This window comes from Vibrio sp. 2CM40D (assembly GCF_023161825.1).
GTDB lineage: Bacteria > Pseudomonadota > Gammaproteobacteria > Enterobacterales > Vibrionaceae > Vibrio > Vibrio alginolyticus.
The window spans coordinates 1-13,764 of record NZ_JALNTL010000013.1 but is presented as its reverse complement, the minus strand read 5'-3'; the positions used below and the strand labels follow the sequence as shown (position 1 = coordinate 13,764).

Annotated in this window: 9 protein-coding genes and 1 tRNA gene; 5 read left to right on the top strand and 5 right to left on the bottom strand. The window is 44.3% G+C overall.

The genetic code is table 11. From position 1 onward, the window contains the following. Positions 1-398: 398 nt before the first annotated feature. The 3 genes from nrdA to yfaE all read left to right on the top strand — a co-directional run bounded on the left by nrdA (position 399) and on the right by yfaE (position 4,179). Positions 399-2,681: a class 1a ribonucleoside-diphosphate reductase subunit alpha gene (gene nrdA, locus MTF70_RS21460; protein WP_205461180.1), complete on the top strand. Its 2,283-nt coding sequence runs from the start codon at positions 399-401 to the stop codon at positions 2,679-2,681. 83 nt (positions 2,682-2,764) lie between these two features. Beyond that, complete coding sequence (gene nrdB, locus MTF70_RS21455; protein WP_005376818.1) at positions 2,765-3,898, top strand: class Ia ribonucleoside-diphosphate reductase subunit beta; 1,134 nt, start codon at positions 2,765-2,767, stop codon at positions 3,896-3,898. Then, on the top strand, positions 3,898-4,179 hold the full coding sequence (gene yfaE, locus MTF70_RS21450) for a class I ribonucleotide reductase maintenance protein YfaE (RefSeq protein ID WP_005376817.1): 282 nt from the start codon (positions 3,898-3,900) through the stop codon (positions 4,177-4,179). Before nrdB ends, yfaE begins: the two co-directional genes overlap by 1 nt. Positions 4,180-4,275: 96 nt before the next feature. On the opposite strand, the gene MTF70_RS21445 is transcribed toward yfaE, so the two are convergent. After that, entirely contained in the window at positions 4,276-5,508 is a 1,233-nt protein-coding gene (locus MTF70_RS21445) for a CinA family nicotinamide mononucleotide deamidase-related protein (protein ID WP_017636130.1), read from the bottom strand. Between the two features lie 191 nt (positions 5,509-5,699). Here MTF70_RS21445 and MTF70_RS21440 point away from each other — a divergent pair, with 191 nt between their 5' ends. Then, on the top strand, positions 5,700-6,602 hold the full coding sequence (locus tag MTF70_RS21440) for a DUF3943 domain-containing protein (protein ID WP_025767274.1): 903 nt from the start codon (positions 5,700-5,702) through the stop codon (positions 6,600-6,602). 222 nt (positions 6,603-6,824) lie between these two features. Next, positions 6,825-7,337, top strand: coding sequence for an ACT domain-containing protein (locus tag MTF70_RS21435; protein ID WP_017636131.1), 513 nt, complete (start codon positions 6,825-6,827; stop codon positions 7,335-7,337). 77 nt (positions 7,338-7,414) lie between these two features. Here the strand turns inward: MTF70_RS21435 and nspC are convergent, their stop codons facing one another. From nspC to MTF70_RS21415, 4 genes are all read right to left on the bottom strand, one after another. Continuing rightward, positions 7,415-8,548: a carboxynorspermidine decarboxylase gene (gene nspC, locus MTF70_RS21430; protein ID WP_025767273.1), complete on the bottom strand. Its 1,134-nt coding sequence runs from the start codon at positions 8,546-8,548 to the stop codon at positions 7,415-7,417. A 103-nt stretch (positions 8,549-8,651) separates the two neighbouring features. Next, positions 8,652-9,896, bottom strand: coding sequence for a carboxynorspermidine synthase (locus tag MTF70_RS21425; RefSeq protein ID WP_012841628.1), 1,245 nt, complete (start codon positions 9,894-9,896; stop codon positions 8,652-8,654). Positions 9,897-9,914: 18 nt separating this feature from the next. Then, a complete protein-coding gene (locus tag MTF70_RS21420; protein ID WP_205461179.1) occupies positions 9,915-12,791 on the bottom strand; it encodes a pyridoxal phosphate-dependent class III aminotransferase in 2,877 nt (958 codons plus the stop codon). 897 nt (positions 12,792-13,688) lie between these two features. Next, positions 13,689-13,764, bottom strand: a tRNA-Gly gene (locus MTF70_RS21415).

Below are 13,764 nucleotides of genomic sequence, written 5' to 3'. Positions count from 1 at the left end.
AAAATTCGTGCTCTAGATTCCATTTTGACCAAGCTATTTTTCGTAGATAAAAACGACCAAAGATCAAGGAAAATATTTTTGCATGCGGTTATTTCTAAACCGATCTCGAAACCGTACTTTTAACCATTCAAGTCTGCCCTTTTCTCATCGGTTAGTGTTCACTTACTGATTTTTTTCATTTTGTCAGTTATCCACAAGTCATCCCCGATCTGTACCTTGATAAATCAGTGTAATAGCACTATCTTGTAACCCGCAAACAAATGAACCCCTATATGTTGTGTTTAAGCGACAATATATAGATAGACTTTGATCACAAAGCCGCCGCAAGCTTTACTCATATTGCACATAAACAAACAAAAATACGGCTTTTATCAGTTTTCTTAGGGAAATAAAGCAGAATGAACCAACAACTTACCGTCACCAAGCGTGATGGCCGTAAAGAAAGTATCGATCTGGATAAAATCCACCGCGTTATCACTTGGGCTGCAGAAGGTCTAGATAATGTTTCGGTTTCTCAAGTAGAACTTCGCGCTCACATCCAGTTTTACGACGGCATCACAACGACAGATATTCACGAGACAATCATCAAGTCTGCGGCAGACCTGATCTCTGAAGAGACTCCGGATTATCAATACCTAGCTGCTCGCCTAGCGGTATTCCATCTGCGTAAAAAAGCGTATGGCCAATACGAGCCACCAACGCTTTATGATCACGTGTCTCGCCTCGTCGATATGGGTAAGTACGATCAACATATTCTAGAAGACTACACAAAAGCAGAACTCGACGAACTTGATGCGTACCTCGACCATAAACGCGACCTAAATTTCTCATACGCGGCAGTTAAGCAGCTAGAGGGTAAGTACTTCGTACAGAACCGTGTTACGGGCCAAATTTACGAAAGTGCTCAGTTCTTATACATCCTTGTAGCAGCGTGCTTATTTGCGAAATATCCAAAAGCGACACGTCTTGATTACATCAAACGTTTCTACGATGCGACATCGACATTTAAGATTTCTCTACCTACGCCAATTATGTCTGGCGTGCGTACCCCTACTCGCCAGTTCAGCTCATGTGTTCTGATCGAGTGTGGAGACAGTCTTGATTCTATTAACGCAACAGCAAGCTCAATTGTTCGTTACGTATCTCAGCGCGCTGGTATTGGTATCAACGCAGGTCGTATCCGTGCATTAGGCTCAGAGATTCGCGGTGGTGAAGCATTCCACACTGGTTGTATTCCGTTCTACAAGTACTTCCAAACAGCAGTAAAATGTTGTTCACAAGGTGGTGTACGTGGTGGCGCAGCTACTGTGTTCTACCCAATGTGGCACGGTGAAGCACGCTCACTAATGGTACTTAAGAACAACCGTGGTGTTGAAGAAAACCGTGTTCGTCACATGGACTACGGTGTTCAGTTAAACAAACTGATGTACCAACGTTTAGTTGAAGGCGGCAATATTACGCTATTCTCACCATCTGATGTACCTGGTCTGTACGACGCATTCTTCGAAAACCAAGAAGAGTTTGAGCGTTTATACGTGAAGTACGAGAACGATCCTTCAATCAAGAAAGAAACGGTTAAAGCGATTGAAATGTTCACTCTGCTAATGCAAGAGCGTGCATCAACGGGTCGTATCTACATCCAGAACGTGGACCATTGTAATACTCACAGCCCATTTGATTCTGAAGTCGCTCCAGTTCGTCAGTCGAACCTATGTTTAGAAATCGCACTGCCAACGAAACCATTAACTAACGTTGAAGATGACTCAGGCGAGATCGCACTGTGTACGCTTTCTGCATTCAACTTAGGTGCTATCAAGTCTCTAGATGATTTCGAAGAGCTATCCGATCTTGTTGTTCGTGCGTTAGATGCACTGCTTGATTACCAAGATTACCCTCTACCAGCGGCATACAAATCGACTATGAACCGTCGTACGCTAGGTGTTGGTGTGATTAACTTTGCTTACTACTTAGCGAAGAATGGCGTGAAATACTCTGACGGTAGCGCGAACGGCCTAACTCACCGTACGTTCGAAGCAATGCAGTACTACCTATTGAAAGCATCTGTAGCACTGGCGAAAGAACAAGGTAAGTGTCCTTCATTCGACGAGACGAACTACGCGAAAGGCTTACTGCCGATTGATACGTATAAGAAAGATATCGACCTAATTTGTGACGAAGCGCTGCACTACGACTGGGACAGCCTACGTAAAGAAATTATGGAGCACGGCCTACGTAACTCAACACTGACTGCGCTAATGCCTTCTGAGACTTCTTCTCAGATTTCAAACGCAACTAACGGTATTGAGCCACCACGTGGTTACGTTTCAGTAAAAGCTTCGAAAGACGGTATCCTGAAGCAAGTTGTACCAGAGTTCACAGAACTTAAAGACAGCTATGAACTGCTTTGGAATATCGGTTCGAACGACGGTTATCTACACCTTGTGGGTATTATGCAGAAGTTTGTTGACCAAGCTATCTCTGCTAATACTAACTACGACCCGTCACGTTACGAGACTGGCAAAGTTCCAATGAAGAAACTACTTCAAGACCTGCTAACAGCGTATAAGTTTGGTGTGAAAACGCTTTACTACCACAACACTCGTGATGGCGCGAAAGATGAACAGAAAGACGCTGTTCAACCACAAGATGACGATTGTGTTGGCGGCGGTTGTAAGATTTAATCTTCCCGTACCTAGCGAACCCGTAAAGACAGACTATCGATAACCTCCCCCTTACGGGGAGGTTTAAAAGGAATTGAGGCATTATGGCTTACAGTACTTTTAACCAAAAAAAGAATGACCAATTGAAGGAACCAATGTTCCTAGGTCAATCAGTAAACGTTGCACGTTACGACCAACAAAAGTTTGAGATTTTCGAAAAACTTATCGAGAAACAACTTTCTTTCTTCTGGCGTCCAGAAGAAGTAGACGTATCTAGCGACCGTATCGATTACAACAAACTGCCAGATCACGAGAAGCACATCTTCATCTCTAACTTGAAGTACCAAACGCTTCTTGACTCTATCCAAGGCCGCAGCCCTAACGTGGCACTGCTGCCGCTTGTGTCTCTGCCAGAACTAGAGACTTGGATTGAGACTTGGTCTTTCTCTGAAACGATTCACTCTCGTTCTTACACACACATTATTCGTAACATCGTGAACGACCCTGCTGTAGTGTTTGATGATATCGTTGAGAACGAGCACATTCTGAAGCGTGCAAAAGACATCGCGCACTACTACGACGATTTGATTCAAGCGACGAATGATTACCATCGCTACGGTGAAGGTGAGCATGTCCTTAACGGTGAAACGGTTAAGGTTAGTCTGTACGATCTTAAGAAGAAGCTGTACATCTGTCTGATGTCTGTTAACGCATTAGAAGCTATTCGTTTTTACGTAAGTTTCGCATGCTCTTTCGCTTTCGCAGAACGCGAACTAATGGAAGGTAACGCGAAAATCATCAAGCTGATCGCTCGTGACGAAGCACTTCACTTAAACGGCACGCAGCACATGATCAACCTGCTACGTAACGGTCAAGATGACTTCACTTTCATGCAAATCGCAGAAGAGGCAAAACAGGACTGTTTTGACCTATTCAAAGAAGCGGCTGAGCAAGAAAAAGAGTGGGCAGAGTATCTATTCAAAGATGGCTCTATGATCGGTCTAAACAAAGACATCCTAAGCCAATACGTTGAATACATCACAAATATTCGTATGCAAGCGGTAGGTCTACCAGCAGCGTATCCAGAAGCAACAACTAACCCAATTCCATGGATTAACGCTTGGTTGTCTTCAGATAACGTTCAAGTTGCGCCTCAAGAAGCAGAAATCTCTTCTTACCTTGTGGGTCAAATTGACAATGAAGTTCGCGCAGATGACTTCGAAGGATTCGAGCTGTAATGGCAACACTCAAAATCAACAAACTGATCAGCATTGAATCCAACCCTTCCAATACGATTTTGGAAACAATGGAGCAAGCTGGCCTATTACCAGAATACAACTGCCGTGATGGGCACTGCGGCGCCTGTCGCTGCAAATTGGAGTCTGGTGAAGTGGAGTATGTTGGTTTTGCCATGGCTTACACACAAAGTGATGAAATATTACCTTGTATCTGTAAAGCAAAATCAGATTTGTCACTTAGCGGCGTTAACTACGCGATGAAAGAAAAGCAGCGCGCATAACGTTGACTCGACGGTATAAAATGCAAAAGCCAAGGTAATCACCTTGGCTTTTTTGTCTCTGTGTTTTGTCTCTCAGACTACTGTATAGAGCTTTGGTTATAAAGCACTGCTCGGGAGGTGCATCTCTTTAACTTTCTCTAAAAATGCATAATGCGCAAACATCGGTTTACGTTCTAGGTAGCGACGCAACAAGTCTAGTGCTGCCGTGCTGATCACTTTAACTTGATCATTGCGCTGATACTTTTTCGAGAGTTTATATAACGCTCCCCACTCGCCTGACGGTGTCGATAAAGCGACGGAAAAAACGCCCTCTTCAATATGGCCAGTAACGAGTGATAAATCCGTCCCACACTTCTCTCGCGTAGCGCCAGCCAGAGCAAACGTCTCTGCTAATGGATCTCCGCTGTTGGCCATCGCTTGAGTCAGGCTCGGTAGTATCCAACCATGCCCTAGTTGCTTTTCAGCGTTTTCATCGCCGTTTAGCCAGTACGTTAAGTATCCTCCGCTACTTTTTTCGGAGGTCGACACCGTTAGTCCTTTATCGACCAACAACTGGCCGACATTTTCAACCATAGGTAAGTCAATACTAACGGTATTACTCTCAAGGTGTTTATTAATTATCTGTACTAGTTTCAAACGCTGTTCAATCTGATCTGAAGGACCAAAAAGTTTCACTTCAATAAAAGGCAAGTAAGAGCGATACCCTAGCTCATAGCCTTGAGGAAGTTTTAGCTGATCTAGCTTATCTGAAATACCGGATTCAGATAGACCAAACGTGTAGATTCGACTACAACATGAGCCTTGAACATCTGGAAACACTCTTCTCAGATCGGGAAGAATTTGCGTCTCTGCCATGAGCTTAAATTCACTTGGTACCCCCGGTGTGAAATAAAAAATGGCATCATTAATCAGCACTTTGAAACCGCAAGCAGTGCCTATCGGGTTGTCCAATATCTCTGCTGTTTCTGGCAGCATCGCTTGCTTTAAATTACTGTCCGGCATAGGGATGCCACGTCGAGCATACAAACTTTCTAGATGCTGCAACCACTCTTTGAATAGCACCAGTTTACAATCGGCGGCTCTCGCGGCGGCGGCAGCACTCATGTCATCCGTTGTAGGGCCTAAACCACCATTAACAATAACCACATCGTTGTTAAAACTGAGCATTAAAAACTCTTCAACCAAACTCGATAGGCTATCGCCAACCGTTGAGCGCTTTGTTAAGCCAAATCCATGTTGATAAAACAGGCTAGACAACCATGCCGCATTAGTATCAACAATATCACCGTGGAGGACTTCCTCACCAGTACTAAGCATTGCTATTTTCACAACTGACTCCTGAACGTAAGCACAATCCTATTTTCGTTATAGCGCTTATTTTTCTTTTTATTTGGACAAATCTCGCCGAGGTTTGTTGGGACTAAATAAGGGTCAAGTGTTTAAATGATTGATGTTTTGAGGGATAATTACGAGCCCGAACATACACCATTAACTCGGAGACCTTTGTGTCAAAATCATCCATGTTCAAGACGACTCTAACAGGCCTTTGCTTGGCTTCGTCAGCGCTTGCGCACGCAAGTCACTATGACCTAAGCCGTCATACAGAGTTTTCTTACACACCTGATTGCTTGTCAGGTTACTGCGAAACGACGACTCTGTACACCTTCGAGGCTCAAAATCGCGGTGTTATGTATGAACAGAATAATGATGATTCACTAAACCTTGACGCAGGGCTTCAGCCTAAACATCTCATCATCCCTCAAGATAAAGACTGGGATTACCTGATGGGTCAAACCTACACCATTCTAGGTCTCAGTATCGCGACCGTAGGCATGATGACTTTTCTTCCAGAAAGTATCACCAAATGGGACGAAGAAGACCGAGACATGAGTAAGTTGGGGCAAAAGTGGAAAGATAATGTCTCTGACGGCCCCGTTTGGGATCGCGATGAACATGTCCTCAACTACATCATGCACCCATATTTTGGCGGCGTTTACTACACGGCAGCACGTCACGCTGGCTATAATGAATTTCAGTCGTTTTTGTACTCCGCAACTATGTCGACGTTCTTTTGGGAGTATGGCGTGGAGGCGTTCGCAGAAGTACCATCTTGGCAGGATATTTTTATCACACCATTCTTTGGTGCTGTTGTTGGTGAAATGATGTTAACGGCTGAGCAAGACATTATTGCAAACGGCGGCGAAGTTATGGGCTCTGAAACCGCAGGTGATGTTTCGCTCTTCTTCTTAAACCCTGTTGGACATGTTCATTATTGGGTAACTGATGCATGGGGCGGTAGTGCAGAACTACAATTCAATTCATCACCTTGGTTTGGAAACCAAGATGTTGCAAAATTCGCCATGGACGCAGGCGCAAACTATGACAGTCAATTTTATGGTGTCGAGTTAAAAGTAACCTTCTAATCCTAAGTTGATACTCGGTAAAAAGCAGCCTTACGATGGCTGCTTTTTTTGTGCTCTGAACATTGTTTTAATTATTTGCATCACGAATTAGTGTTAAAAATTGACTTTCATCAAACATTACCTGCCCTTAGCACCTACACTAAATAAAAGGATTTATTCCAATAACTTAAGTAGCACGTTTATTCGTACTGCGTCCAAACCTTGATTCCAGGAGGGGACATTATGAACACCGTATTTATTGTTAATTTTGTCGGACAAGCGTCACCCGCCACGATTAAAGAGCTCGCTGCAATCACACACGAAAACGGCGGGAAATGGCTGATCAGCAAAGTAAACTTTATCGAAGACCAAGTTGCAGGTGTCATCAAAGTAGAGCTTCCAAGAGAAAATGTCGACATCGTTAAACAAGCGTTCTCTTCTTGTCAGACTCTTGTTGTTAGGTTCGTCGACTCTGAGCCTCACTCATATCGTGAAGACACTATCTTCCAACTTCGTTTAGATGCCAACGATAGAGCGGGTATTGTGAATGAAATTACTCACGTTCTCGATAATCAAGGTATCTCAATTTTAGATATGGATTGTCAGCGTGTATTCATTGCTGGAGGCGGAGGGGTAAGCTCTAGCTTATTCAGCGCTAAAATGGCGATAAAACTACCTAGCGAGCTAGAAATTGAAGACATAGCCAATGAGTTAGAATCTCTGAGTGAAGACACTCGTGTAATTGTAGAAAGCTAACTGCATACCTTTAACGCTTCCCCAATAAAAAGAGCAGCAATTCAGCTGCTCTTTGTCGTTCTAATACTCAATACGTTTTATTTCACTGACCACTGAGACAGTGAACGTTTGAAATCAGAGTAGTCAAATTCATTCAGTTTTTGAATGTCACCATTCGAGCGTTCACAGTAGACCGACGGCATACGTAGACCGTTAAACCAGTTCAGTTTCACCATGGTGTAACCGGCACTATCTAGAATATGCAGACGCTGTCCTATCTCTAGAGGCTGTTCGAAGTTCGCCACGCAGAACTGGTCACCAGCCAAACAAGAGCACGAGCCGATCACATACTCATGTTCACCATTTTCAGATGCTTCAAGAATTGACGCTGGCTCATTGTAGATCAACGTATCTAAGCGGTGAGCTTCTGTGGCTGAATCGACAATCGCCGTCTTCTTTACGTTCTCTACAATATCAACCACTGTTACAACGAGATCAGTTGTCTTAGTAATTATCGCTTCACCCGGCTCTAAATACATTTGTACGCCGTGTTTCTCTGAGAACGCTTTAAGTGCTAACCCTAACTTCTCGATATCGTACCCCGGCCATGTGAAGAACACGCCGCCGCCCATGCTTACCCAGTCCAGCTTATCTAGGTACTCGCCAAACTGATCTGAAATAGCATCGAGTAAGCCGATAAACGCATCCACGTCTTTGTTCTCACAGTTCATGTGGAACATTACGCCATCAATACCATCAAAAATTTCCGGTTTGATGTGATCAGCCTGAACACCAAGACGAGAGAATTGACGCGCTGGGTTTGCTAAGTCTTGCCCTGCATAGCTCACACCTGGGTTTAGGCGCAAGCCAATCGATGCTTTGCCTTCGACAATATGACGATAAGCCGCTAGCTGTGACTGAGAGTTAAAGATCATCTTGTCACAGATGTCCGCCACATCGCGAACGTCATCTTCGCTGTAACCCACACTGTATGCGTGTGTCTCACCACCGAACGTTTCGTAGCCAAGCTTCACTTCAAACGGTCCAGAACTTGTTGTTCCGTCTAGGTAAGGCTTGATGATGTCGAATACACCCCATGTTGAGAAGCACTTCAGTGCTAATACAAGCTTCACACCAGAGATGTCTTTTAGCTGTTTTGCTTTCTCTAGGTTCTCAATCAGCTTGTCTTCATTGATCATGAAGTATGGCGTTTTTAGTTCGTTTTGTTGCATTTTGATACCTTACGTCCCTTCGCCTTAGCAAAGGCACTATAAAATCGAACAAAGCCGACGCAAGTGCATCGGCTTAAACGTACAAATAAGAGTCGCTAAATTCTTACTTCAATTTATGGATAACAGGTTGTCCTGGCTCCAGTTCTTGAACATGCCAATCTAGACCAATAGATGGCATGGTTTCTAGGAATGGGTCTGGATCTAGTTGTTCCATGTTGAACACGCCTTTGTCTGCCCACTTGCCACGGAAGAACTGCAAAGCCGCAGTGATCGCTGGTACGCCAGTGGTGTATGAGATAGCTTGGTGTTCAACATCTTCGTATGCGACTTCGTGATCAGCGTTGTTGTAAATAAATACACTGCGCTCTTTACCATCTTTCTTACCTTGAACCCAAGTACCGATACACGTTAGGCCAGTGTAGCCTGGTGCGAGTGATGTTGGATCTGGTAGTAGTGCTTTTAGCACGTGCAAAGGTTGAACAACCGTACCGTCGTGAAGCGTTAGTGGATCTGGGCTGAGTAGACCGATGTCGCGCATCACATTGAAGTAGTTTAGGTAACGGTCACCAAAGCCCATCCAGAATTCGATGCGTTTCGCCGGGATGAACTCTTGCATAGATCGAACTTCGTCGTGCGCCATTGAGTACACTTTGTGTGAACCACAATTCGGGAATTCAAACTCAAGCATACGTGAGTGACAAGGTACTTGTTTCCACTCGCCGTTTTCCCAGTAGAACGAATCGCCTTGAATCTCAAGCATGTTCGTTTCTGGATCAAAGTTAGTTGCGAACTTCTTACCGTGGTCGCCTGCGTTTACATCCATTACGTCGATAGTATCGATTTCATCGAACAGATGCTTCACTGCGTATGCGGCAAACACCGATACTACGCCCGGATCGAAACCAGCACCAAGAATACCTGTAATGCCGGCTTCTTCAAACTTCTCACGGTAACCCCACTGCCAATCGTAAGCTTGAGGTACTTGTTGGCCTTCAGAGCACAAATCAACCGCAACAGATGTATCAAGGTATGACACTTTAGCTTGGTAACATGCTTCCATAATAGACATGTTCACCCAAGGAGGACCTGCGTTGATCACTAAGTCAGGTTGTACTTCTTTAATTAAAGCAACTAAAGAATCTACGTCGTCCGCGTTTACCGCTCGCGCTTCTAATTTCTTAGTTGAATCTTTCAGATTGTTTTTCTTCTGAATCGATTCGATGATTTTCTCACACTTACCTACGGTACGTGATGCGATTGTGATATCACCCAGAACGTCGTTGTTTTGTGCTGCTTTATGTGCAACTACCCAGCCAACGCCGCCTGCACCAATCTGTAGAATTGCCATAGTTTTCCGTTACCTTTGTTAAACTAGCTCTGCCGCTAGCGTATTGATTTTTGAGAGCAAAGATTCAAAGTCCGCCGTCGTCAGACACGGGTTCAAAATCGTAAATTTCAATGCAGTTTTATCGTCGACAATGGTTTCACCCAATACCGCGATACCGCGTGTTAACGCTTCTAAGCGCAACGTTTTGTTCAGTTCATCCAGATCCGCTGATTCATGTGTCGCGCGGAACAGAACCGTAGATAGTGATGGTTCAGCCAACAACTCAAAGTGTTTGTTATCTCGAATCATGTCCGCCACTTCAAGCGTCTGTTCAAGCAAATGATCATACATATCGCCTAGGGCTTTTGGCCCTACGCTTTGCATCGTCATAAACACTTTGAGCGCATCAAAGCGCTTAGTTGTCGCAATAGACTTATCCACCAAGTTCGGTAGTTCGTCGTGTTCGCGGTTCAAATAGTCTGCATGGTGAAGCAGGAATTTAAAGTTAGACTTGTCATTTACCAATAGCGCACCACAACTGATGGTTTGGTAAAACAGCTTATGGAAGTCTACGCTGATGGAATGTGCACGCTCACAACCTTTCAGACGCGCTTTTTGGCTACTTAGAATCAGAGCTCCACCGTATGCACCGTCGACATGCATCCACATGTCATGTTTCGCTGCCATATCGGCGATAAAGTCTAAGTCATCAATAGCACCGTGGTCCGTTGTGCCCGCTGTGCCAACAATGGCAAATGGGATCAAACCTTCTGCTTTGGCCTGATTGAGAACTTCGTCTAATTTAGTGACATCCATCGTTCCATCGGCATTAGCATCGACAGTCATGACCGCTTTTTCACCCAACCCCATCCAAGACGCTGATTTTTGAACCGTGAAGTGGGATTTTTTCGAACATACAATACGTAGCTTGTCTGCGTATTCAGGAAGGCCAAGCTTTTGAATTGAGTGTGCACTGAGTTTGTCAGCAATCCAGTCACGCGCTAACATCAAACCCATTTGGTTACTTTGCGTGCCGCCGCTCGTGAAGATACCGTCCGCTTTTTCACCTAACTCATATTTATCGCATAGCCAGTTCACAACTTTCTGTTCAACATAAGTCGCTGATGAAGCTTGATCCCATGAGTCCATCGACTGGTTCAAAGCCGCAATCATTGCCTCTGCCGCAATCGCAGGCATCAACGGTGGAGTATGTAGGTGAGCAATACAATCTGGATGTTGAGTAAAAATTGCGTTTTTCGCGACCAGCTCAGCAGCATCGTCGATAACGGTTTTAAGAGGCGCATTTCCATTATCAAGATCAACGTCGTGAATCGCTGCTTCCAATGCTTTTGGATCCATACCTGAATACGGTGCAGTCACTTGTTCAAACACTGACTTCATTGCCGTAGTAGTGTGATTCATCACCGAAGCAAATTCATTGCTGCCCATCTCTCCAGTGTGGATGAAATGCTTCTTCCATTCATCTTGTGGCTGAGTTTCGATGTGACTACCGCCAGCGGCTAAAATCGCGTCTTCAAATACACGTAAAGCAAAGTCGATTTGCTCAAACGAGATGATAAGAGGAGGAAGGAAACGAATTACTGCGCCTTCGCGTCCACCTTTCTCAACGATCAAGCCACGCTCGAGTGCTGCGCGTTGAATAGAAAGTGTAAGTTCACTATCCGCTTGAGGTTCACCAAATTTATTGAGCTCACCGTTTGGAGTTTTAATCTCCACGCCTAGCATCAAACCTTTGCCACGAACCTCTGCGATACAGTTCACACGCTTTTGAATACTTTCAAGGCCGTAGCGCAAGTACTGACCCGCAATATTGGCATGCTCAACAAGATTATCACGCTGGATAATTTCTAATGCTTTCGCACCAGAGACCATGGCTAGCTGGTTACCACGAAATGTACCTGTGTGCTCACCCGGCTTCCATGTATCATGTTGCTTGTTGATAACCAATAGCGACATTGGTAAACCACCACCAATTGCTTTTGATAAACACAGAATATCTGGAACAATGCCCGACTCTTCGAACGCGAAATTGTAGCCAGTTTTACCAACACCACACTGGATCTCATCGAAGATCAGTAAGATACCGTGTTCATCACAAATACGACGTAACTCTCGTAGCCAGAATGCTGGCGCAGGAACAACACCACCCTCACCTTGCACTGGCTCCACGATAATCGCGGCAGGCTTCATAATGCCTGACTCATCATCGTTTAAAAGACGATCGATATAACGAATACTTGCTTTCGCACCTTCATCACCGCCAAGCCCAAAAGGACAACGCAGGTTGTATGGGAAAGGCATAAAGTGCACATCCGACATCAAACCAGTTCGACGAGCTTTCGTGCCTAAGTTACCCATCATCCCCATCGTACCATTAGTCATACCATGGTATGCGCCACGGAAGGCAAACATAGTGTTGCGACCGGTAGTCTGTTTCGCGAGCTTGATAGCAGCTTCAACCGCATCAGCTCCAGACGGGCCACAAAATTGGATAACGCTGTTCTCGCTTAACTCTTGAGGAAGAAAAGACTTAACAGATTGAATAAACGTCGTTTTTACTGATGTTGCAATATCTAGCGTCTGATATGGCAGTCCTGAATCTAATTGCTCTTTCAGAGCTTGGTTTATTTCAGGATGGTTATACCCCAAAGCTAGAGTGCCTGCCCCAGCAAGGCAGTCTAGAAAGATCTGTCCACGCGTATCTTCAACCAAGCACCCAAAGGCTTGTTTAATTGCGATCGGCAAACGACGTGGATAAGAACGTACTTCAGATTCATGCTCAGCCTGATCAATCAATACTTGATCTGGCGTTAAGTCATACGTTCCCTCAACGATAGGAACCTGAGACGAAAAAATGTTTGCGATATTGCTATCGACTTCAAAGGCAGTGCTCATACTACATAATCCCTTGAATTATAATAATTCTGTATCCTGTATTAATAATCATTAGAATGAAATTACAGGAGGTGTGAATACCCCTCCGCATTTGTCAGTGCATAAATGACAAATACAGATCATCCGCCACGATACTCGCGACTTCATATGTAAAAGGGATTAATCAAGGTTCTGTAATGCACCCGTTTTGTAAAACAGGACATTTCGGCAGTATGAAGCTGATTAGTGTGTGTTTATTCAAAGGTTTCAATGTTGGGTTTCCCATTAATATGCCGCGTTTACAGCATTAGTATCCCGTCTATCGACAAAAGGCTTTGCCGATACCTACCCTACGCAGTGTCACAATCAGCTTGAATGGTCACTACGCGTATCCCCCAGAGATCAAACGTTGTTAATTACGCTCCGAGATTGCGCGCGAATTTATCACAAAATAAAATCTTCTGGCAACGATTTTTCATATTAGTAACAGTGATGTAAATCACAACAAAACATACCCCATCGTAACTCGCATGTTCATATTCATGAGCTATGCTTTTCTCCTTCTCTCAAACAGCTGTTATTTAAACAAATATTCTTGAGATATCATCACCTCATCCAACAGAGGTTTAAGGTTGTGCTACTTAATCGTAAAACATTCCTTTCTATATCCGGAACATTTAAAAAGATAGCATTCTCGTCACAGCTTTGCCTGGAGCAAGAGTGGTTATTCTCCACAAGTGATGGTTTAAACATAGACTAGTAGGAATGGCTAAGATGCTTTGCAATGGCAGAATGAACAATCACTTGAGTCAATGAGACAAAGGGTTCGTTACTTAACGAAGTCTGTGACAGAAAAGAAGTTTGAGATTTTCAAAAAATACGAAAAAGGCCTAACATTTTCATGTTAGGCCTTAAATCTGGAGCGACACACGAGGTTCGAACTCGTGACCTCAACCTTGGCAAGGTTGCGCTCTACCAACTGAGCTAGTGTCGC